The organism is Nocardia sp. NPDC056611, assembly GCF_042792755.1.
Lineage (GTDB): Bacteria > Actinomycetota > Actinomycetes > Mycobacteriales > Mycobacteriaceae > Nocardia.
In genome coordinates, this window is the sequence record NZ_JBHTVV010000002.1 from 1,393,959 (window position 1) to 1,414,301 (window position 20,343).

At 68.1% G+C, this 20,343-nt stretch carries 20 protein-coding genes; 8 read left to right on the forward strand and 12 right to left on the reverse strand.

Features of this window, described 5'->3' with window-relative positions; genetic code table 11:
* Nucleotides 1-39: 39 nt before the first annotated feature.
* The 8 genes from ACFRAQ_RS15155 to ACFRAQ_RS15190 all read right to left on the reverse strand — a co-directional run bounded on the left by ACFRAQ_RS15155 (nucleotide 40) and on the right by ACFRAQ_RS15190 (nucleotide 8,313).
* Complete coding sequence (locus ACFRAQ_RS15155) at nucleotides 40-2,508, reverse strand: NADH-quinone oxidoreductase subunit G (protein WP_379099467.1); 2,469 nt, start codon at nucleotides 2,506-2,508, stop codon at nucleotides 40-42.
* Nucleotides 2,505-3,827: an NADH-quinone oxidoreductase subunit NuoF gene (gene nuoF / locus ACFRAQ_RS15160; RefSeq protein WP_379099470.1), complete on the reverse strand. Its 1,323-nt coding sequence runs from the start codon at nucleotides 3,825-3,827 to the stop codon at nucleotides 2,505-2,507. Before nuoF ends, ACFRAQ_RS15155 begins: the two co-directional genes overlap by 4 nt.
* A complete protein-coding gene (nuoE, locus tag ACFRAQ_RS15165) occupies nucleotides 3,824-4,519 on the reverse strand; it encodes an NADH-quinone oxidoreductase subunit NuoE (RefSeq protein ID WP_379099473.1) in 696 nt (231 codons plus the stop codon). The genes nuoF and nuoE overlap by 4 nt, the downstream gene beginning before the upstream one ends.
* Entirely contained in the window at nucleotides 4,516-5,847 is a 1,332-nt protein-coding gene (gene nuoD / locus ACFRAQ_RS15170) for an NADH dehydrogenase (quinone) subunit D (RefSeq protein WP_379099476.1), read from the reverse strand. The genes nuoE and nuoD overlap by 4 nt, the downstream gene beginning before the upstream one ends.
* Nucleotides 5,847-6,626, reverse strand: a complete 780-nt coding sequence (locus ACFRAQ_RS15175) for an NADH-quinone oxidoreductase subunit C (RefSeq protein WP_379099479.1) — start codon at nucleotides 6,624-6,626, stop codon at nucleotides 5,847-5,849. Before ACFRAQ_RS15175 ends, nuoD begins: the two co-directional genes overlap by 1 nt.
* The gene (locus tag ACFRAQ_RS15180; protein WP_040808330.1) at nucleotides 6,623-7,177 is read right to left on the reverse strand and encodes an NADH-quinone oxidoreductase subunit B family protein; all 555 of its coding nucleotides are present in this window, start codon (nucleotides 7,175-7,177) and stop codon (nucleotides 6,623-6,625) included. Before ACFRAQ_RS15180 ends, ACFRAQ_RS15175 begins: the two co-directional genes overlap by 4 nt.
* Before the next feature lie 74 nt (nucleotides 7,178-7,251).
* Entirely contained in the window at nucleotides 7,252-7,632 is a 381-nt protein-coding gene (locus tag ACFRAQ_RS15185) for an NADH-quinone oxidoreductase subunit A (protein ID WP_033090134.1), read from the reverse strand.
* A 261-nt stretch (nucleotides 7,633-7,893) separates the two neighbouring features.
* On the reverse strand, nucleotides 7,894-8,313 hold the full coding sequence (locus ACFRAQ_RS15190; RefSeq protein WP_379099484.1) for a hypothetical protein: 420 nt from the start codon (nucleotides 8,311-8,313) through the stop codon (nucleotides 7,894-7,896).
* A 127-nt stretch (nucleotides 8,314-8,440) separates the two neighbouring features.
* Between ACFRAQ_RS15190 and ACFRAQ_RS15195 the strand changes: the two genes are divergently transcribed.
* The 5 genes from ACFRAQ_RS15195 (at nucleotide 8,441) to ACFRAQ_RS15215 (ending at nucleotide 13,502) form a co-directional block, all read left to right on the forward strand.
* Nucleotides 8,441-9,988, forward strand: coding sequence for a hypothetical protein (locus tag ACFRAQ_RS15195; protein ID WP_379099487.1), 1,548 nt, complete (start codon nucleotides 8,441-8,443; stop codon nucleotides 9,986-9,988).
* On the forward strand, nucleotides 9,985-10,428 hold the full coding sequence (locus ACFRAQ_RS15200; RefSeq protein ID WP_379099490.1) for a hypothetical protein: 444 nt from the start codon (nucleotides 9,985-9,987) through the stop codon (nucleotides 10,426-10,428). Before ACFRAQ_RS15195 ends, ACFRAQ_RS15200 begins: the two co-directional genes overlap by 4 nt.
* On the forward strand, nucleotides 10,425-11,534 hold the full coding sequence (locus ACFRAQ_RS15205; protein WP_379099493.1) for an FHA domain-containing protein: 1,110 nt from the start codon (nucleotides 10,425-10,427) through the stop codon (nucleotides 11,532-11,534). Before ACFRAQ_RS15200 ends, ACFRAQ_RS15205 begins: the two co-directional genes overlap by 4 nt.
* 72 nt (nucleotides 11,535-11,606) lie before the next feature.
* Nucleotides 11,607-12,983, forward strand: coding sequence for a dihydrolipoyl dehydrogenase family protein (locus ACFRAQ_RS15210; protein ID WP_379099496.1), 1,377 nt, complete (start codon nucleotides 11,607-11,609; stop codon nucleotides 12,981-12,983).
* Between the two features lie 90 nt (nucleotides 12,984-13,073).
* Complete coding sequence (locus ACFRAQ_RS15215) at nucleotides 13,074-13,502, forward strand: CBS domain-containing protein (RefSeq protein ID WP_379099499.1); 429 nt, start codon at nucleotides 13,074-13,076, stop codon at nucleotides 13,500-13,502.
* 76 nt (nucleotides 13,503-13,578) lie between these two features.
* On the opposite strand, the gene ACFRAQ_RS15220 is transcribed toward ACFRAQ_RS15215, so the two are convergent.
* Complete coding sequence (locus ACFRAQ_RS15220) at nucleotides 13,579-13,980, reverse strand: nuclear transport factor 2 family protein (protein ID WP_379099502.1); 402 nt, start codon at nucleotides 13,978-13,980, stop codon at nucleotides 13,579-13,581.
* Between the two features lie 103 nt (nucleotides 13,981-14,083).
* Complete coding sequence (locus tag ACFRAQ_RS15225) at nucleotides 14,084-14,332, reverse strand: hypothetical protein (protein WP_379099506.1); 249 nt, start codon at nucleotides 14,330-14,332, stop codon at nucleotides 14,084-14,086.
* Between the two features lie 178 nt (nucleotides 14,333-14,510).
* Here ACFRAQ_RS15225 and ACFRAQ_RS15230 point away from each other — a divergent pair, with 178 nt between their 5' ends.
* The 3 genes from ACFRAQ_RS15230 (at nucleotide 14,511) to ACFRAQ_RS15240 (ending at nucleotide 17,805) form a co-directional block, all read left to right on the forward strand.
* Nucleotides 14,511-15,671 carry a helix-turn-helix domain-containing protein gene (locus tag ACFRAQ_RS15230; RefSeq protein ID WP_379099508.1) on the forward strand — a complete coding sequence of 387 codons (1,161 nt, stop codon included), beginning with the start codon at nucleotides 14,511-14,513 and terminating at the stop codon, nucleotides 15,669-15,671.
* A gap of 265 nt (nucleotides 15,672-15,936) precedes the next feature.
* Nucleotides 15,937-16,131, forward strand: a complete 195-nt coding sequence (locus ACFRAQ_RS15235; RefSeq protein ID WP_379099511.1) for a hypothetical protein — start codon at nucleotides 15,937-15,939, stop codon at nucleotides 16,129-16,131.
* Between the two features lie 168 nt (nucleotides 16,132-16,299).
* A complete protein-coding gene (locus ACFRAQ_RS15240) occupies nucleotides 16,300-17,805 on the forward strand; it encodes an FAD-binding oxidoreductase (protein ID WP_379099514.1) in 1,506 nt (501 codons plus the stop codon).
* 29 nt (nucleotides 17,806-17,834) lie between these two features.
* On the opposite strand, the gene ACFRAQ_RS15245 is transcribed toward ACFRAQ_RS15240, so the two are convergent.
* Together ACFRAQ_RS15245 and ACFRAQ_RS15250 are read right to left on the reverse strand one after the other, a co-directional pair.
* The gene (locus ACFRAQ_RS15245) at nucleotides 17,835-18,269 is read right to left on the reverse strand and encodes a MarR family winged helix-turn-helix transcriptional regulator (RefSeq protein WP_379099516.1); all 435 of its coding nucleotides are present in this window, start codon (nucleotides 18,267-18,269) and stop codon (nucleotides 17,835-17,837) included.
* A gap of 26 nt (nucleotides 18,270-18,295) precedes the next feature.
* Nucleotides 18,296-20,062: an MFS transporter gene (locus ACFRAQ_RS15250; RefSeq protein WP_379099519.1), complete on the reverse strand. Its 1,767-nt coding sequence runs from the start codon at nucleotides 20,060-20,062 to the stop codon at nucleotides 18,296-18,298.
* Nucleotides 20,063-20,343: the final 281 nt, after the last annotated feature.

Genomic DNA, 20,343 nt, shown 5'->3' on the forward strand with positions numbered 1-20,343 from the left:
ACCACAGAGGGCCCCGCGAACACCCTCATCAGATCGAGCTCACTCACGGTGGTCCTCCCGTCGGATACGCACGAGGTGGCCGGGTGTGGTGCCGAGCTGCACCAGCACGTCGGAGCCGGGGGAATTCATGGGCAGCCACACCACGCCGTCGGGCATCTCGGTGATGACCAGGGGCAGGGTGATGTGGCCGTGGTCGGTCGCGGCGGTCACCGGATCGCCGGTGGTGGCGCCGATCCCGGCGGCGGTCTCGGCCGACAGCCGCACCACGGGGGTGCGGGCGGTACCCGCCAGGTTGGGTTCGCCGTCCTGGAGCCGGCCGCGGTCGATGAGCATCCGCCAGGACGCGAGAACCGCTGTACCCGAATGGGGTTGGGCCGGCGGATGGGGGCGGTGCACCGGCGTCGGGGCGGGGGCGCCGTCCCAGACTCCGAGGTCGGCCAGTTCCGCGCGGGCGCCGGCGGCGTCGCGCAGGCCCAGCCGCACCCCCATCTCGTTGGCGATGGCGTCCAGGAGCCGGTACTCGGGCAGCGGCGCCGCCTCGCGGCGGACGGTGGAATCGCGCAGGGCGGCCTCGAATTGGCGGTGGCGGCCCTCCCAGGTGAGGAAGGTGCCGGCCTTCTCCATGGCCGAGGCGACCGGGAACACGACGTCGGCGCGCTGGCTGATGTCGCTGCGGCGCAACTCCATCGACACCACGAAGCCCGCCGCGTCGATGGCCTGCAGGGCGGCGTGCGGGTCGGGCATGTCCCCGACCTCGACGCCGCCGATGAGCAGTGCGCCCAAGCTGGGCGCGGCGGCCAGGATGGCGGCGGTGTCGCGGCCGGGAGTGCCCGGCAGTTCGTTCACGTTCCAGGCTTCGCGAACCTGTTTGCGCGCTGTGGGATCGGCGACGGGCCGCCCGCCGGGCAGCAGCACCGGCAGTGCCCCGGCCTCGAGCGCGCCGCGCTCACCGGCGCGGCGGGGGATCCAGGCCAGCGTCGATCCGGTGTCGTCGGCCAGCCGCGCCACCGCGGACAGGCCGCCCGGAATGCCACCGAGGCGTTCACCGGCGAGGATCAGCGCGCCGGGCTCGCGCAACAGGTCCGCGACCTCGCGCAGCCGGGCGTATCCGGCGGTCAGCTCATCGGTCTCGCCGGTCCGGATCGCTTCCAGCACATGCGGTTCCGCACCCGGTGCGGCCGGCAGCAGGGTGCCGGACAGCTTTTGCAGGCCGCGGGTCACATAGGGCGCGAGCGAGTAGATCGGCGTGCCGTTGCGGCGTGCGGCCTTGCGCAGCCGCAAATACACGATCGGCGATTCCTCTTCCGCCTCGAACCCCACCAGCAGCACGAAGGGCGCACGTTCGAGGGCGGCGTAGTCGACGGTGATGCCCTGCCCGGCCACCCGGGCGGCCAGGAAGTCGGCCTCCTCGGCGGAGTGCTCGCGGGCGCGGAAGTCGATGTCATTGGTGTTCAACGCGACTCGCGCGAACTTGGAGTACGCGTAGGCGTCCTCCAGGGTCACCCGGCCGCCGACCAGGACGCCCGCCTTACCGCGCGCCGCGGCCAGTCCGCGGGCGGCCGCGCCGATGGCCTCCGACCACGACGCGGGCTGGAGGCTGCCGTCCCAGCTGCGCACCAGCGGCGTGGTGAGCCGATCGGACTCGGTGAGGTAGGTGAACGCGAATCGGCCCTTGTCGCAGTTCCATTCCTCGTTGACCTGCGGATCGTCACCGGCCAGGCGGCGCATCACCTTGCCGCGCCGGTGATCGGTGCGCTGAGCGCAGCCGCTCGCGCAGTGCTCGCACACCGCCGGGCTCGACACCAGGTCGAAGGGCCGGGCGCGGAAGCGGTAGGTGCTGCCGGTGAGCGCGCCGACCGGGCAGATCTGCACGGTGTTGCCGGAGAAGTAGGAGTCCAGCGGCTCCCCGGCGGCCGTGCCGACCTGTTGCAGCGCACCGCGTTCCATCAGTTCGATGAACGGGTCACCGGCCACCTGCTGCGAGAACCGGGTGCAGCGCGCGCACAGCACGCAGCGCTCCCGGTCCAGCAGGATCGCCGAGGACAGCGGAATCGGCTTGGGATAGGTGCGCTTCTTACCGTCGAAACGGGATTCGGAGCGCCCCGCCGACATGGCCTGGTTCTGCAGCGGGCATTCGCCGCCCTTGTCGCACACCGGGCAGTCGAGGGGGTGATTGATGAGCAGCAGCTCCATCACGCCCTCCTGCGCCTTGGCGGCCACGGGGGAGGAGACCTGGGTGCTGATCACCATCCCCTCGGCCACGGTCTGGGTGCAGGAGGCGACGGGCTTGCGCTGCCCCTCGACCTCCACCAGGCACTGCCGGCACGCGCCGACCGGGTCGAGCAGCGGATGATCGCAGAAGCGGGGGATCTGGACGCCGATGAGTTCGGCTGCCCGGATCACCAGGGTTCCGGCGGGCACCGAAACCGGGGTGCCGTCGATGGTCACGGTCACCATGTCGGTGGGGGTCACCCCGCCACCGGTTGTGGAGCTCACTGTCGAGGTCATCGTGCTCCTTGGGTGGCCCAGGCCGTGGTGCGGGCCGGGTCGAACGGGCAGGCGCCGAGGCGGATGTGCTCCGCGTACTCGTCGCGGAAGTACTTCAGGGAGGAGAAGATCGGGCTGGCCGCGCCGTCACCGAGGGCGCAGAAGGATTTGCCGTTGATGTTGTCGGCGATGTCGGCCAGCTTGTCCAGGTCGGTCTGGTGGCCCTGTCCGCTCTCCAAACGCTGCAACAGCTGGACCAGCCAGTAGGTGCCCTCGCGGCAGGGGGTGCACTTGCCGCAGGATTCGTGGGCGTAGAACTCGGTCCAGCGCAGCACCGCCCGCACCACACAGGTGGTGTCGTCGAAGATCTGCAGCGCCTTGGTGCCGAGCATGGAGCCCGCGGCCGACACGCCCTCGTAGTCGAGGGGGACGTCGATGTGCTCGGCGGTGAACAGCGGGGTCGACGAACCGCCCGGGGTCCAGAACTTCAGGGTGTGGCCCTCGCGGATGCCTCCGGCGTAGGTCAGCAACTCGCGCAACGTGATTCCGAGGGCCGCTTCGTACTGGCCCGGTCGTGTCACGTGACCGGAGAGCGAGTAGAGGGTGAACCCCGGCGACTTCTCCGTGCCGAACGACCGGAACCACTCCACGCCATTCGCGAGGATGAGCGGCACGGACGCAATGGATTCCACATTGTTGACCACGGTCGGGCAGGCGTAGAGGCCGGCCACAGCCGGGAACGGGGGACGCAGTCGCGGCTGACCGCGGCGGCCCTCGAGCGAATCCAGCAGCGCGGTCTCCTCACCGCAGATGTAGGCGCCCGCCCCGGCGTGCACCACGATCTCCAGATCGAAACCCGAGCCCTGGATATTGCGGCCGAGATAGCCCGCCTCGTACGCCTGCCGCACGGCGGCCTGCAATCGCCGCAGCACCGACACCACTTCGCCGCGCACGTAGATGAACGCGTGCGAGGCACGAATGGCGTAGGCCGCGATGATGACGCCCTCGATGAGGGTGTGCGGGGTGGCCAGCATGAGCGGAATGTCCTTGCAGGTGCCGGGTTCCGACTCGTCGGCGTTGACCACCAGGTAGTGCGGCTTGGTGACGCCGTCGGGGCCGGGGCCCTGCGGGATGAAGCCCCACTTCATGCCGGTCGGGAAGCCCGCGCCGCCGCGGCCGCGCAGACCGGAATCCTTGATGGTGGCGATCACCTCGTCCGGCTGCATGCGCAGTGCCTGGGGCAGCGCCCGATAGCCGCCCTGACGGCGGTAGGACGCCAGGGTCCAGCTGTCCGGGTCCGCCCAGTGCTTGGTGAAGACGGGAGTCAGAGCAGTCGTCACCGAACGCCTCCGTCGGTCGAGTTCTCTTCCGCGGCACGCAGACCGGCCAGCGACGCGGGCCCGGCCACACCGTCGGTGGCGCCGGGTCGCTGGTCCGGGTAGCCCGCGAGGATCCGAGCGGTCTCGCGGAAACTGCACGGCGGGATGCCGCTGCGGGAGGCGGTCGGCGGCTGGTCGCGGCGCAGCGAATCCACCAGTTCCTTGGCCGATTCCGGGGTCTGGTTGTCGAAGAACTCCCAGTTGACCATGATGACCGGCGCGTAGTCGCAGGCGGCATTGCACTCGATGTGCTCGAGGGTGACCATGCCGTCCGCGGTCGTCTCGCCGTTCCCGAGTCCCAAGTGTCGCTTCAGGTCCGCGAGGATCTCGTCGCCGCCCATGACCGCGCACAGCGTGTTCGTGCAGACGCCGACGTGGTAGTCGCCGGTCGGGGTGCGCCGGTACATGGAGTAGAAGGTGGCCACCGCGGTGACCTCGGCATCGGTCAATCCCAGCTGCTCAGCACAGAATTCGATGCCGGTACCGGACACATAGCCCTCCACCGATTGCATCAAGTGCAACAGGGGAAGCAGTGCCGAACGCGGATGCGGGTACCGGGCGATGATCTCCCGGGCCTCCACCTGCAGCCGGTCGTGCGCCTCCGGCGGGAACGGGATCGGCCGCGTGGTCAGGTTCAGCAGGATCTCGGTCATCGGTCCACGCCTCCCATCACCGGGTCGATGGAGGCGACGGAGGCGATCACGTCGGCGACCAGACCGCCCTCGCACATCGCCGCCACCGCTTGCAGATTCGTGAACGAGGGGTCGCGGTAGTGGACCCGGTAGGGGCGGGTGCCGCCGTCGCTCACCATGTGCACGCCCAGTTCGCCGCGCGGCGACTCGACCGCCACGTACACCTGGCCGGGCGGGACCCGCAGACCTTCGGTCACCAGCTTGAAGTGGTGGATCAGCGATTCCATGGAGGTGCCCATGATCTGGCCGATGTACTTCGGCGAGTTGCCGAGACCGTCCGGCCCGAGCTGCAAGTCGGCAGGCCAGGCGATCTTCTTGTCCTCCACCATGACCGGACCCGGCCGCAGCTTGTCGAGGCACTGCTCGACGATCTTGACCGATTCCTTCATCTCATTGACGCGGATCAGGTAGCGGCCGTAGCAGTCGCAGCCGGTGTCGGTCTGCACCTCGAACTCGTAGTTCTCGTAGCCGCAGTACGGCTGGGACTTGCGCAGGTCGTGCGGCAGACCCGTGGCACGCAGCACCGGGCCGGTGATGCCGAGCGCCATGCAACCGGTCAGGTCCAGGTAGCCGACATTGCGGGTGCGTGCCTTCCAGATGGGGTTCTCGTTGAGCAGCATCTCCATGTCCCGCAGGCGGCTCGGCAGCAGGTCGAGCAGTTCGCGGACCTTCTGCACGCCGTCGTCCGGGAGGTCCTGGGCCAGGCCGCCCGGGCGGATGTAGGCGTGGTTCATGCGCAGACCGGTGATGGTCTCGAACACGTCGAGGATGAGTTCGCGTTCGCGGAAACCGAACAGCATCGGGGTCAGCGCGCCCAGTTCCATGCCGCCGGTGGCCAGCGCCACCAGGTGCGAGGAGATGCGGTTCAGCTCCATGAGCATCACGCGGATGACATTGACGCGCTCGGGGATCTGATCGGTGATGTCGAGCAGCTTCTCCACCGCCAGGCAGTACGCCGTCTCGTTGAAGAACGGCGACAGGTAGTCCATGCGGGTGACGAAGGTGGTGCCCTGCACCCAGCTGCGGTACTCGAGATTCTTCTCGATGCCGGTGTGCAGGTAGCCGATGCCGCAGCGCGCCTCGGTCACGGTCTCACCCTCGATTTCGAGAATGAGCCGCAGCACCCCGTGCGTGGAAGGGTGCTGCGGGCCCATGTTCACGACGATGCGTTCCTCGGCGATGCCGTCCAAGGTCGCGGAGATCTCGTCCCAATCGTTTCCCACCACGGTGACCGAGCGTTCGGGCCGGTCCTGGGTGTCACGACGGGACTTGGTGCCGGTGTTGTTCATTACGAGTACGTCCTCCGCTCGTCGGGCGGCGGGATGCGCGCGCCCTTGTATTCGACCGGGATTCCGCCGAGCGGATAGTCCTTGCGCTGCGGGTGGCCACGCCAGTCGTCGGGCATGGCGATGCGGGTCAGCGACGGGTGACCGTCGAAGCGGATGCCGAAGAAGTCGTAGGTCTCCCGCTCGTGCCAGTCCACCGTCGGGTACACCGAGTACAGGGAGGGCAGGTGCGGATCGCTGTCCGGCACCGACACTTCCAGCCGCAGGCGGCGGTTGTGGGTGATCGAGTTCAGGTGATAGAGCGCGTGCAGCTCGCGCCCGGTGTCCTCCGGGTAATGCGCGCCGCTGGCGCCCAGGCACAGCTCGAACCGCAGGGCTTCGTTGTCGCGCAACGTCTTCGCGACCAGCACCAGATGATCGCGGCGGATGTGCAGGGTGAGCTCGCCGCGGAACACGACGATCTTCTCCACCGCCTCGTCGAAGGTCTTGGCCAGCGCCAGGCGCAGATGCGCGATGACCTCGTCGAAGACCGGGCCGTAGGGGGCGGGGGTACCGCCGGGCATGGAGACGGTCCGGACCAGGCGGCCGTAGCCGGAGGTGTCGCCGGTGCCGGAGACGCCGAACATGCCCTGGCGCACGCCGATCACATCGTCGGCGGGCGGTGCGGGCTCGGCGGCCGGAGACTCGGCGGCGGCGGATTCCGTTGTGTCCGGGGTCTTCTCAGTGGGTTCCACGGCCGCCTCCGGGGGGCTCTCCGTGCCGACAGGTGCATCGAAGCTCATCGCAGCAGCCCCTTCAGCTGAATGGTCGGGGTGCTGGCGAGCGCGGCGGCTTCGGCCGCGCGCACGGCCTCTTCGCGATTGACGCCGAGCGGCATCTCCTGAATCTTCTCGTGCAGCTTCAGGATCGCGTTCAACAACATCTCGGGCCGCGGCGGGCAGCCGGGCAGGTAGATGTCGACCGGGACGATGTGGTCGACGCCCTGCACGATGGCGTAGTTGTTGAACATGCCGCCCGAGGATGCGCAGACACCCATGGCCAGCACCCATTTCGGTTCGGTCATCTGGTCGTAGACCTGGCGCAGCACCGGCGCCATCTTCTGGCTCACCCGGCCCGCCACGATCATCAGATCGGCCTGGCGCGGCGAGGCGCGGAACGCCTCCATGCCGAAGCGGGCGATATCGAATCGCCCGCCGCCGGTGGCCATCATCTCGATCGCGCAGCACGCCAAGCCGAACGTCGCCGGCCACAGCGAACTCTTGCGCAGATAGCCGGCCAAATCTTCCACCGTGCTCAGCAGGAACCCGCTGGGCAGTTTCTCCTCGAGACCCATATCGAACTACTTCTCCCGGATCGGGACATCCCGCCTCGCACGGGATGTGTGAATGGAAATCCCCTGTGCGCCGATCAATCCCAGCTGAGACCGCCGCGCCGCCACTCGTAGGCGTAGGCGACCGAGACGTTGAAGATGAACAACGCCATGGCAGCCAGCCCGAACACTCCGAGTGCGTCGAAGTGCACGGCCCACGGGTAGAGGAAGACGATCTCGATGTCGAAGATGATGAACAGCATGGCGGTGAGGTAGTACTTCACCGGAAAGCGTTGGCCCGCAGCGTTTCCCGGACCACCCGCGACCGCGTGCGGGGTCGGCTCGATACCGCATTCGTAGGCCTCGAGCTTGGCCCGGTTGTAGCGTTTGGGGCCGATCAGGGCCGCCAGGAAAATGGAGAACACCCCGAACGCGGCGGCGACCGCGCCGAGAACCAGGGTCGGTACCTCGATATTCACTTCAGCACTACCCCTCCTGCGAGCTGGACGACGCACTACGGACGGCAGCGGGCGCGGAGGGATGATGTCAGTGGTGCATGGCAGTCATGCATCTCCCCGCGCTCCTGTGAGCTACGGCACAGATTACAACTCGGACGAGAAGATACATGACGATTCGCGATCGCGTTTGATCGAATTCGGAACGGTCTTTTATGACCGATTGGACGCAATCCCGTTTGTCACGTGACACGGGTTTGCCCTGATCACGAGGGCAGAGGAAGATCAGGCCGCGAAGCTATTGCCGAGCACACCCAGGACAGCGTCGGTCAACCGGATGGGGTCGATGGGGTGCGGCACCGCCGCTTCCGCGCGCGACCAATTCGCCAGCCAGGCATCATCGGGCCGACCGGTCAGCACGACAATCGGTGGGCAGTCGGCGATTTCGTCCTTGAGCTGCTTGGCCAGGCCGAGACCGCCCTCCGGGGCCGACTCGCCGTCGAGGATCAGCAGATCCAGTCCACCGGCGTCCATGCGCTCGAGGACCACCGGGCCCGTGGCCACCTCGACGTAGTCGATGGGCGGCAGATCGGGGTGCGGCCGTCTGCCCAGCGCCAGCATGATCTGGCTCCGGGTATCGGCATCACTGCTGTAAACGAGGACCCGCACAGCGGCGGGACGTTTGGCATCGGCCACGTTCCGCATGCTACGTCGCAGATGGGGCGGTGCGGGGCAGCTTCGCGAGAAGTCCGCGGACGCGTCGCGGAATCGCCTGTCGCACAATGTGTCGATGCCCGGTTGTTCGTAATCCGAGACCGGTACGATCCCGCGAATGAGGGGAGACGTCACGCAACGCCTCATCGAAACCGACGTATGGACCGACGAGTTGGTGGGGCGAGCCGGGATTCCGGTCTTCGATGTGCCGCTGGTGAGCGTCGGCAGCGGGCTGGGATCGTTCACCCTGTTCGACACCTTGCGGATCTACGGGGTGCCCGGGGCGGCGATGGCGGTGCTCGGGCCACAGGACGTGCCGTGGGGGTCGTACGAATACCTGACCCGGGTGTCGCAGATTCCGCGCGGGGAACGGCTGCGCAGCGATTCGGGCGGAACGCCGGACAATATCTGGGGATTTCCGTCCTATGCCCTGCGCGAGGCAATAGCTGAAAAGTCGCTGTCAGCCGTGTGGAATGTGCTGGTGGAGCCCGTTCTCGCCGAGTATCACACGCCTCGGGCAGGGCAGGTCCTCGTGGCGCTGGAACGCGAATTCCAGCGGGTCGAATACGCGCGATCCTTGCACAAAGGGCAGGTTCGCATGGTGCGCAAACGGAACGGCGGCGGGTATTTCACGATTCTCACGCCGCCCGAAGGAGCGGCGGCGACCAAGCGAATCGCGTTTCGCAGCAGTCATGTTCACATCGCCGTCGGGTACCCCGGGCTGCGGCTGCTGCCGGATCTGCAGGAGTACCGCGAGCGGTATCGCGATCCGACGCGGGTGGTGAACGCCTACGAGCCGCACGAGCACGTGTACGAAGCGTTGCAGCGGCGACCCGGGACGGTCATGGTGCGCGGCAGCGGGATAGTAGCCAGTCGTGTGCTGCAACGGCTGATCGACGACCGGGATCGGCTGCGGCTCAACACCCAGATCCTGCATCTGTTCCGGACCTATGTGGCGGGACCACAAGGGGAGAGCGTGTTCGCGCGGCGGGCGGGAGCGAACGGGTGGGCGTATCAAGCCTTCAACTTTCCCAAGGCGAGCTTCGGCGGCCAGATCAAGCAGCGGCTGGGGAAGCTCGAAGGGCGGGAACGGGCGGAGGCGCTGAAGACGCTGGGCGGGACCACGACGCCGCTGCGCAAGCGGTGGGAGGAACAGCTGGCGCGGGGGCGGGCGCAGGGCTGGTATCAGATCCTGGTGGGGTCGGCGCGGAATCTGCGGCCCGGTCGCACCCGGCCCGGGGTGGTGACGACGGTGGCGCCCGAGCCGGGCGGGCCGAGCAGCTTCGCGTCGACCGACCGGCCGGTTGACGTGCACGCCGATTACATCATCGACTGCACCGGGCTCGAAGCCGATATCCGGGAGCATCGGCTGCTCGCCGACCTGCTCGATCACACCGGGGCGCGGCGCAATCCGCTCGGGCGGCTGGATGTGGATCGGACCTTCGAGCTGTTCGGGACCCGCAGCGGGGCCGGGCGGGTCTACGCCTCGGGCAGCGCGACGCTGGGCGGGTATTTCGCTCCCGTGGACTCGTTCGCCGGATTGCAGTACGCGGCCCTGGAGATCGCCGATGACCTGGCGGCGAACGGGTTCTGCCGGCGACTGGATGCGCTGCGGTCGCTGACGCAGTGGTGGCTGTGGGTCACCGACCGGAAGATTCCGGCATGACGCCGACGCTGTGGGGGCGGATTCAGACTCGCGTGATCGTGCTCGGGGGGATCGGGGCGGTGATCACGCTACTGATCACCCCGCTGCTGCCGATGGGGAGGCTGTCGCTGGAGCAGGGTTACCGGGTCACGCTGACCATATTGGCGGCGGTCATCCTGCTCGGAGTCGGGTGGGAGCTGGCGTATCACGGTCTGCAGCAGTTCCGGTGGGACAAGGACTGGCCGACCGTGTTCGGGCTGGTGACCATTGCGAACGAGGGACTGCTGCTGTGGTTGCTGGTGCGATACACCTCAGCGGTCGTGCCCCGGGATCTGCGGCCGTCCGCGCCGGCGTTCGGCATCGATTTCACGCTGACCTGGTTTGCGTACTGGGGATTCGTCAACGGTCCGATCCGGGTGGTGCTGCCGCGCTGGCGATATACCGGGGGCCGGGTGCTATGACCGCGCGGGTCGAGGTGGTGCCGGGCCGCCACCTGGTGGCCTGCGTCGACGGGGTGGTCGTGGTAGTCGCGCACCGGGATTCGAGTGTGATCACCGCGGCGTCCGAGGCTATTGGCGTGCTGGACAAGGTATTGGCGATGGTGGCGGAGGCGTCGTCGCGGGAGACTCGGCGCACCGGGCGCACCTTCGCGCGGCTGGCGAGCACGTGGCTCATGGGCCGTACGGACGAGGAGCAGGTCGAATTCGGGGTGCTCACACCGGGAAAGCGGGGGCTGGCGGTCTTTCTGCACGGGCGGGTCACCGCGATGCTCGAGGGGATGGATGACCGGGAGGTGTTGCACGGCCGTGATGCCGGATTCAGTGTCGATCGGGTGGTGAGTCCCGCGCCGGGGCGAGCGGCCGCGGTCTTCGTCGACGACGGCGAACCGCGGACGACCCTGCCCCGGGAGAGCGTGTGGTCGCTGCGCGACGGGCGGGTGCCAGGTTCGGGAGCGGTGATGTGGTTGGGAGAGAAGGCGAATACACCCGAGGCCGAGATCGCAACCGGAGGCCGGCGCCCGGTTCCGCGCGATTCCGGCAGCGCGCGCACCATCGCACCCACTGCCATTCCCGCGGGAATCGAGACCGCTCGCACCGGTGTCGTCGTGCACGGATTCACCTGCGCTCGCAGACATCTCAACGACCCTCGCGTGTCCTTCTGCGTCGTGTGCGGCATTCGCATGGAACAGCTGACCTGTGTCCTCGCCCCCGGGATCCGCCCGCCGCTGGGCGTTCTGCTGCTCGACGACGGCACCTCCTATGTCCTCGACAGCGATCTCGTGATCGGCCGCGAGCCCGCCCGCTCACCGCAGGTGCGGCGTGGCGCCCAGGCCATCCGCATCCCCGACGCCACCGGCGGCATGTCCCGGGTCCACGCCGAGATCCGCCTCGTGGACTGGGATGTCCTGGTCATGGATCGCGGGTCCGCCAATGGCACGCACATCCGCCCGCCCGGCCGCCCCGACTGGATCCGCGCCGCACCCGGCCACCCCACCGTCCTGGCGCCCGGCAGCCAGTTGCTGCTCGGTGGACGGGTGTTCACCTTCGACTCGCCGCACGGACGCTGACGGCGGAGGTTGGATCGATCCGGTCGGATGTGGGGATAGCGTCACAGGGAGCTGACGAGCGAAGGAGCACGCGTGACTGCCGAATCCGTTGATGTCGTGGTGATCGGGATGGGGCCCGGAGGCGAAGACGTGGCCACGCGGGTGGCGCGGGGCGGACTCGCCGTGGTCGGGGTAGAGGGGCGATTGGTGGGCGGCGAGTGCCCGTATTACGCGTGTGTGCCGACCAAGATGATGGTTCGGGCGGCGGGGGTGCTGGCCGAGGCTCGGCGGGTGCGGGGGCTCGCGGGGTCGGCGACGGTACAGGCGGATTGGCGGCCGGTCGCCGCGCGGATCCGGGACGAGGCCACCGACGATTGGGACGACCGGGCGGCGGTGGAGCGGTTCGAGAAGGCCGGTGGGCGGTTCGTGCGCGGGTGGGGGCGGATCAGTGCGCCGGGGGAGGTGACCGTGGCAACCGATAGTGGAGAACGGATGTTTCGAGCACGGCGGGGGATTGTGCTGAATCCGGGGACGGAACCGGCTGTTCCTCCGCTCGACGGGCTGGCGGGAACGCCGTTCTGGACGAACCGGGAGGCGGTGCCGGCTACCGAGGTGCCCGAATCGCTCATCGTGCTGGGCGGGGGCCCGGTGGGGGCGGAGTTCGCGCAGATCTTCGCGCGATTCGGGGCGCGGGTGACCGTGGTCGTGCCGCGGCGGCTGGTGCCGCAGGACGAGCCGGAGGCGGGGCAGCTGCTGGCGACGGTGTTCGCGGAGGAGGGGATCGAGGTCCGGAGCGGGGTTCGGGGAACGGCGGTGCGGCACGACGGGCGCGAGTTCGCGCTGACTCTCGACAATGGCGAGGTGCTGCGCGCCGAGCGGCTGCTGGTCGCGGCGGGGCGGCGAACCGAACTGGCGGGCTTGGGAATCGGGGCGGTCGGCTTGGACGAGTCGGCCAGGTCAATACCGGTGGACAACCGGCTGCGGGCGGCCGAAGGGGTGTGGGCGATCGGTGACGTCACCGGGCAGGGGGCTTTCACTCACGTGTCCATGTATCAGGCGCGGATCGTGGCACAGGACATTCTCGGTAGCGGGGACGAGGTCGCGCGGTATCACGCCGTACCGCGGGTGACCTTCACCGATCCCGAGGTCGGGGCGGTCGGTATGACCGAGGAACAGGCCCGGGCGGCGGGGCTGACCGTGCGGGTCGGAATCACCGAAGTACCTGCGTCCACGCGGGGTTGGATCCACAAAGCGGGCAACGCCGGGTTCATCAAACTGGTCGAGGACGCCGACCGCGGGGTGCTCGTCGGCGCGTGCTCCGCCGGGCCGCAGGGCGGCGAAGTCCTCAGCGCCCTGTCGGTAGCCGTCCACGCCCAGGTCCCGACCGCGACCCTGCGGGAGATGATCCTCGCCTACCCGACCTTCCACCGCGCCATCGAATCCGCGCTCGATGCCCTCGCGTCCGTTTAGGCATCGAATCGCAATCGTTGCTGTTCACACCCGAGCAACAGCGGCATCCTGGTAACCATCGATAGTCCTAGCTGGTTGGGCGGTGGGCACATGCGAATCTCGGAAATCCTGCGCCGGAAGGGCGGCGAAGTCGTCACGATTGCACCCGATGCAACCGTGCGTGAACTGCTCAGAATCCTGGCGGCACACAATGTCGGCGCGGTCATCGTCTCCCCGGACGGCACCGCCATGGCCGGCATCGTCTCCGAACGAGACATCGTCCGCCGCCTCTACCGCGACGGCGCACCCCTCCTGGACTCCCCGGTCTCCACCATCATGACCGCGGCCCTCCACACCTGCTCCCCGGACGACAACGTCGAAACCCTCAACGCCATCATGACCGAACACCGAATCCGCCACCTCCCCGTCCTCGAGGACGGCCGGATGATCGGCATAGTCAGCATCGGCGACGTGGTCAAAAGCCAAATCTCCGAACTCGAAACCGAACGCGAAGCCCTGGTCCGCTACCTCCACAGCTGACCGACACCCGGCGTTCCGCACTCCGCTGGTTTGCGGATATTGCCCTACCCGCGTGGCGCCCATCCCGGCGGGCTATCTACGGGGTCAAGGGCTTCTGGCGGGGGATCACGCGGCGGTGAGCGATGCGCCAGCCGTGGGGAGTGCGGCGGAGGGTGTCCTCGTAGGTGACGCTGGTGGTCGTGGCGTCGGTGTTGACCGCCAGGCCCTTGGAGATCGCATGGGCCGTGTCGCCGTCCAGGGCTGTGACCACCACATTGGTGACGTGGTGGGCGAGGGGGTTGGCGTCGCCCAGTTCGCGTGCCATGTCGCGGAGGGCTTCCACTCCGGGCACGGTGCCTGCGCCGAAAGCGGTCAGGTCGTAGGCGACGTCCTCGGTGAATACCTCGGTCCAGCGGTCGAACTCGCCCGAATCGCTCAGATGTCCGTGCAGGGCGACCACTTCGTGGATCGCCAGTCTGTCCGCAACCGAATCCGTCATCCCCACACCAGATCACGAACCAGCGCGGTCGGCCACGGATTTTTCGCCGCGTTCGGCGGACGGGTCGAGCCCGGGCCGATTGCTCGGGCTGTCGCCGGTGGGGTCAGTCGGTCCAGATGGAGAGGTACCAGAGGCCGTCGTCGCCGAGGGTGCAGTCGTAGATGTCGTCGCCGGGGACGAGCTGGGTGCCGTCGGGGCGGGTGAAGGTGCCGGTTTCGCCGTCGGCGTCGCAGGCGGCCTCGGTGGGGTAGTTGCCGTCCACCTGCCACTCGGTGTCCTTGCCGGCGTGGGCGGTACCCATCGCGGCGATCAGGCCGAGGGCAACCAGGGAGGTCGTTGCGAGCTTCTTCATATGTTGTTCCTTTTCACGAAAGAGCCCGGTCGAAGGTCTAGGTAAGACCGACTGGCCGGGCCGCCACACGATACTTCAGCACGCGGGTCCGACAAATCCGGCAGCGGTCGGACCGCTTGGGGCTCAGGACGTTCCGATACCAGCTGCGCCTGCCGCGTGGCCGACCTAGTCTGGAGCGATGAGCGGCGACCTTGGTCAGCGGCTGCAATCGGTTCGGAAGCGGCGGGGGCTCACGCAGCGGGAGCTGGCCGCGAATTCGGCTGTCTCGGTGTCACTGATCCGGAAGATCGAGCAGGGGGAGCGGGACGACACTCGGATCGAGACGCTGCGGCGGTTGGCGGTGGCCCTGGGGTGCCCGCTGACCGCGCTCATCGGTGCCGCGCCCCGCGCTCCGGAGAGCAGGGACGGCGAGCTGTGGGCCGCCACCAGGCGAGCGATCGATGCGCCTCGGCCGGATGTCGCGGTGGAGCCGCACGCGGAAGAGGCTGTGGCCGAATCCCTTGCGGCGGCCGTGCGGCTCTACCACGACAACCGGTATGAGCTGCTGGCGCGAGTTCTGCCCGATCTGGTGGACGCGAGTGAGAGTGTCTCACCCGTGCTGCGGGCGCGGATTCTCCAGCTGACCGGATCGGTCATGGTGCAGACGCGACAATTGGGAACGGCGCGCAGAGTTCTCGATCACGCGCTGGCGGCGGCACAGGCGAGCGATGATCTACTCGATGCCGCGTCCGTTGTCGTCACGCTGTGCTGGCTACTCCTGGTGGAGCGGCGATTTCAGCAGGTCGATGACCTGGCGATCGACTGGGCCGACCGAATCGAGCCACGGATCTCGACCGCAACCGATCGCGAGCTCTCCACGTGGGGCTGGCTGCTGTTGCGTGGGTCGGCGGCGGCGATCCGCGACAACCGCCCCGACGACGCCGATGACATGATGCGGTTCGCACAGGCCGCCGCGGTGGCCGTCAAACGCGAACCCCGCGGCTACCAGGACTATTGGACGGTCTTCGGACCCGCCACCGTGGCCATGAAGCGCGTCGAGAACGCGGTCATCGATGACCGGCCCGACCTGGCACTGCGGTTGGCCCATGACGTACCGACCGGCCTGCGGCCCACCTCCGACAACCGCAATCGGCACCTCCTCGACGTCGCTCGAGCCCACCTCGACCTCGCCCGGCCAGATCCGGCCCTGGACATCCTGATTCGGCTCTCCGGCGAGGCCCGCCCCTGGTTGATCGAGCAGCGGTTGGCCAAGGATCTCCTGGCCAGGCTGATCGGCAGACGCCGAACCCTCACCCCGGAGATGCGCACCCTCGCCGACCTCATGCACCTCGAATACTGATCGCTTCGTGGCACTTCCGCGTTCGGACCCCGGAAAGTGCCATTGCCGCAGAATCTCCGCGGCCCGATCCTGATTCGGAATCCGCTGGAAGCACACTCGACGATCGAGAGGGCGAGCAATGAACCCCGGGGCTCTGGGATATCTCCGCGAAGACGTGTCCGGCTCACGACGGCAGTGGGATGAGCGGCGGATTCGGGCGTTGGCGGAACGGTTGGGGTATGACCTTCGGCGGACGGCGGTGTTCGGGCCGCATACCGATCGGCCGGTGCACCGGTTGGGGGTGCTGGTCGGGAATGTGGGGGTGGATGCGGTGATCGTGCCGAGTCTGGAGCATTTCGAGGGTGGGGAGGTGCCGGGGGAGTTGGTGCGGCGGGCGGATGTGATCATCGTCAGTCCGGAGGAGACGTTCGCGCGGTGGATCGTGCCGCCGGATGCGGTGGCCGACATGTGGTCCCGGTAGGCGGCATGCGGTGGACACGCCAGCACCCGTTTCGACGAATGAACGGTGGGTGAACCATGATCAATTGGTGCCGTGTCGTTCGATGGAAAACAGGTGGTCGCGAAATTTGATGTCGAAAGCGAATAAGTCGGCGGCACAGCGGATCTCCGGCAGACCGAGGGGGCTGGTGTGAGACCCCAATTCTCGCGCAGCGTGTTTCTGCGCGGAGCTCTCGGAATCGCGGTCGCCGGTGTGGGTTTCGCGGGGGCCACACGGCTGCCCACCTCGGATGCGACACCCGATACCGGGTCCTCCGGAGCGAACGCCGGAGACCTGGGCAGCGCTTCCGGATCGAGCAGCGGGAGCGCCGACCCGAAATGGCGTGAGCTCAAAGGGAAACTGCGCGGCCGGGTCGTCCTGCCGGGGGACTACGGGTATCCGGGCGTGAAGGAGGTCTTCAATACTCGCTTCGACAACGAGATGCCCGAGGCGATCGTGCAGATCGCGGACGCCCAGGACGCCGCCGCCACCTTCGAGTTCGCGGCCGAGAACGACCTCCAGGTGGCGGCCCGCGCCGGCGGCCACTCGTATGCGGGAATGTCCACGGCGACAGGCACACTCGTCATCGACGTGCGGCGCATGCAGGGCATCCGCGCCGAGGGCGGCACCGCGGTCATCGCGCCCGGCCACACCCTCTACGACATCTATCGCGAACTGGATCGCGGCGGGCTGAGCCTGCCCTCCGGCATGTGCCCCGGCGTCGGCATCGCCGGTCTCACCCTGGGCGGCGGACTCGGCAACGAGTCCCGCGCCCACGGCCTCACCGGTGACCGGCTCACCGCCGCCACCCTGGTCCTGCCCGACGGCACCATCACCGAGGTCTCCGCCACCACCCGCCCGGATCTGTTCTGGGCCTTGCGCGGCGGCGGCCCGCACTTCGGCGTCGTCACCTCGTTCACCTTCGAGACCATCCCGGCGACGCCGAAAGACGTAGTGCGCCTGACCTTCCAGGGCGAGGAAGCCGCGATCGTCATCGCGGGCTGGCAGCAGTGGCTGCGCTCGGCCCCGCGCGAGCAGTGGGCCGATGTCAGCGTCGATGCCGACGGCCAGGGCGGTATGCACTGCTGGATGCAGCTGGTCTGTCCCGCGGGTACCGGCGAAACCGCGACCGCCGAACTGGTCGACGCCATCGGCGTCGCCCCCAGCATCGTCGAACCCCGCACCCTGTCCCACCTGGAAGCGGTCCTCTACCTGGCGGGCGGCACCGCCGATCAGCCGCGCGCCGCCTTCACCAACGGCTCCGATATCGTCGCCGACCTCACCCCCGACACCATCGGACGTATCCTCGAGGTCGTCACCCGCTACTCCAGCGTCGGCGGTACCGGCTGGGTCCAGATCAACGCCCTCGACGGCGCGATCAGCGACCTGGCCCCCGACGCCACCGCGTTCCCCTGGCGCAACCACGCCGCTCTGGTCGAATGGGGTGCGTACGAACCCATCCCGCACGAATCAGCCCTGGCCTGGATCGCCGACGCGCACGCCATCATGGCTCCCGACTCCGTCGGCGCCTACATCAACTATCTCGAGCCGGGCGACCCACTGTCTCGTTACTACGGCACCAACTACCCCCGCCTGGCGAACCTCCGCGGTCTGGTGGACCCCGACAACCGCATCCGCTCGGTCCTGACCGCCTGACCCCGCCCCTCGGGGCGGGGGAGCCCTCACTACTGGTCGAGGGCCTGGATGAGGGTGTCGAGGCCGGAACTGACCGATTCGCGCTGGGCGGGCGTGAGGGACTCCAGGGCGAGAGCGAAACGCTGGATGCGGGCCGAGGTGAGGCCGGTGACCAGGTTGTGGGCCGCCTCGGTGGCGGTCAGCAGCTGGGCCCGGCCATCCTCGGGATCGGCGTCGCGGGTGAGGAAGCCGCCCTTTTCCAGGCCCGTCACGATGCGGGACATCGTGGGGGCGCTGACCCGCTCGATCGAGGCCAGGTCGCCCAGGCGGAGCGGGCCCGAGCGGGCGACCGTCGCGAGGGCGGACGCCGCGCCGGGGCTCAGCGCCCCGAGGTCGCCGGAGGTACGCAACAAGCGCAGCAGGCGGCCGATCGAGTGGTACAGCTCGGCGGCCTCGGTGAGCTGGTCGGGGTCGGCGACACCCATAGGCTCGGACAGCGTGATCTCCTCCGTCAGATTCCCTCGCGGGCGGCTTCACGCAATTCGGCCGCCTCGTCCGTGACAGTCGGGCTACCGGCGAACCAGGAGGCCGCCGCGCCGATCAGCATCATAATCGCGGCTCCCAGGAAGACCACGACCAGACCCGAGTGGAACGGGCCGGAGATCAAGTGCGGGAAGAACTCCTGACCGGTGAGCACATCGCCGTGCACGCCCGGGTGGTCGAGAGTGCCGGTGGGGCCGAGCAATTCCTTGATCGGGTTGTAGCCGAGGAAGGCCGCGAACAGGCTGCCCACCGGCGGCATGTCCGAGATCGCCTCGGCGGCGGGCGCGGGCACGCCCTGCTCCTGCAGGCCCGAATTCATGGCGTCGGGCAGCGTATTCGACAGGCCGATGATCATCAGCGAGAAGAACAGACCGATCGACAACGCCATACCGCCGTTGAACAGCGTGCCGCGCATACCGGAGGCCACACCGCGCTGCGCTGCGGGCACCGAGGACATCACCTCGGCGGTGTTCGGCGACGCGAACATGCCCGACCCGAGGCCGTTGAGGGCGATGACGAGCGCGAACACCCAGTAGTCGAAGTCGACCGGCAGCACGACGAGCAGCACGAAGGTCAGCGCGGTGATCAGCATGCCGACGGTGGCGAACAACCGCGCACCGTACCGGTCCGACAGCTTGCCCGAAACCGGGCCCGCGATGAGGAATCCGACGGTCAGCGGCAGCAGGTAGATGCCCGCCCACAGCGGCGTCTGCTCGAAGGAGAACCCGTGCAGCGGCAGCCAGATGCCCTGCAGCCAGATGATCAGCATGAACTGCAGACCGCCGCGGCCCAGCGAGGACATCAGCCCGGCGATATTGCCCAGCGCGAACGCCCGGTTCTTGAACAGCGACATATTGAACATCGGCTGCGCGACCTTGGATTCGATCACGCAGAACACGGCCAGCAGGACGATGCCGCCGATCACCGCGCCCAGCACCCACGGGTTGGTCCAGCCGGTCTTCGAATCCCCGTGCGGCTGAATGCCGTAGGTGATGCCGGTCAGCAGCGCGGTCAAGCCCAGCGCGAACGTGATGGTGCCCGGCAGGTCCAGTGATCCCGGATTGCGCTGGCCATTGTCGTGCAGCGAGCGGTACGACCAGATGGTGCCGATGATGCCGAACGGCACGCTCACCCAGAAGATGGCCTTCCAATCCCACTGCGCCAGTACGCCACCCATGAGCAGGCCGAGGAAGGAACCGGCCACCGCCGCGACCTGATTGATCCCGAGCGCGAACCCGCGCTCGTCGGCCGGGAAGGCGTCGGTGAGGATCGCGCTGGCATTGGCCATCAGCATGGCGCCGCCGACGCCCTGGATCACGCGCCAGGCGATCAGCCATACCGCGCCGCTGCCGTGCGTGAACGGATCGAACGACAACGCGACGGCCGCGAGGCTGAACACCACGAACCCGTAGTTGTAGATCTTCACCCGCCCGACCATGTCGCCGAGCCGCCCGAACATGACCACCAGCACGGCCGAGGAGAGCAGGAAGCCCATCATCAGCCACAGCAGGTAGCTGACATTGGCCGGTTCCAGGGGGTTGAGCCCGATGCCGCGGAAGATATCGGGCAGCGAGATCGTCACGATCGAGGAGTTGATGGTGACCATGAGCATGCCCAGCGTCGTATTCGACAGGGCCACCCACTTGTACCTGGGGTGATCGTGCTCGATCCGGAGTCGTCTCCGAATGGTCTGGACGTCACCGGCATCCAATCCGGTGGTAGGGGCCGCAGCCATCAGAGCCTCCCGCGAGTCTACGAACGAACTTCCCCAATATAGTTGCATGTTGCTAACTAATGAAATCGGGTTTGCCTCACTCAGTGGAATGCCTCGCGGCTGAAAACAGAGCATTGCATGGTTTTCGCGAAGGGCCGCGGCGGCGAGCGCGGGTTCAGGGAGGGGAATTACCGTGCCTCGCAAACACTTTCGACCACGGCATCCTTCCGCGGTCGCCCACCGTCGACCATCTGGTCGAAAGCGCCCTCGACCCGGCCGACTCCGGCGACGCCTGCCCACCG

What these genes read in the sequence shown, in the direction of transcription:
- ACFRAQ_RS15155 (WP_379099467.1), bottom strand. Translation starts at nt 2,508, where the DNA reads ATGACCTCGACAGTGAGCTCCACAACCGGTGGCGGGGTGACCCCCACC.
- ACFRAQ_RS15205 (WP_379099493.1), top strand. Translation starts at nt 10,425, where the DNA reads ATGACCGCGCGGGTCGAGGTGGTGCCGGGCCGCCACCTGGTGGCCTGC.
- ACFRAQ_RS15230 (WP_379099508.1), top strand. Translation starts at nt 14,511, where the DNA reads ATGAGCGGCGACCTTGGTCAGCGGCTGCAATCGGTTCGGAAGCGGCGG.
- nuoD (WP_379099476.1), bottom strand. Translation starts at nt 5,847, where the DNA reads ATGAACAACACCGGCACCAAGTCCCGTCGTGACACCCAGGACCGGCCC.
- ACFRAQ_RS15250 (WP_379099519.1), bottom strand. Translation starts at nt 20,062, where the DNA reads ATGGCTGCGGCCCCTACCACCGGATTGGATGCCGGTGACGTCCAGACC.
- ACFRAQ_RS15245 (WP_379099516.1), bottom strand. Translation starts at nt 18,269, where the DNA reads ATGGGTGTCGCCGACCCCGACCAGCTCACCGAGGCCGCCGAGCTGTAC.
- ACFRAQ_RS15180 (WP_040808330.1), bottom strand. Translation starts at nt 7,177, where the DNA reads ATGGGTCTCGAGGAGAAACTGCCCAGCGGGTTCCTGCTGAGCACGGTG.
- ACFRAQ_RS15195 (WP_379099487.1), top strand. Translation starts at nt 8,441, where the DNA reads ATGAGGGGAGACGTCACGCAACGCCTCATCGAAACCGACGTATGGACC.
- ACFRAQ_RS15190 (WP_379099484.1), bottom strand. Translation starts at nt 8,313, where the DNA reads ATGCGGAACGTGGCCGATGCCAAACGTCCCGCCGCTGTGCGGGTCCTC.
- nuoE (WP_379099473.1), bottom strand. Translation starts at nt 4,519, where the DNA reads ATGACCGAGATCCTGCTGAACCTGACCACGCGGCCGATCCCGTTCCCG.
- ACFRAQ_RS15200 (WP_379099490.1), top strand. Translation starts at nt 9,985, where the DNA reads ATGACGCCGACGCTGTGGGGGCGGATTCAGACTCGCGTGATCGTGCTC.
- ACFRAQ_RS15215 (WP_379099499.1), top strand. Translation starts at nt 13,074, where the DNA reads ATGCGAATCTCGGAAATCCTGCGCCGGAAGGGCGGCGAAGTCGTCACG.
- ACFRAQ_RS15220 (WP_379099502.1), bottom strand. Translation starts at nt 13,980, where the DNA reads ATGACGGATTCGGTTGCGGACAGACTGGCGATCCACGAAGTGGTCGCC.
- ACFRAQ_RS15175 (WP_379099479.1), bottom strand. Translation starts at nt 6,626, where the DNA reads ATGAGCTTCGATGCACCTGTCGGCACGGAGAGCCCCCCGGAGGCGGCC.
- ACFRAQ_RS15225 (WP_379099506.1), bottom strand. Translation starts at nt 14,332, where the DNA reads ATGAAGAAGCTCGCAACGACCTCCCTGGTTGCCCTCGGCCTGATCGCC.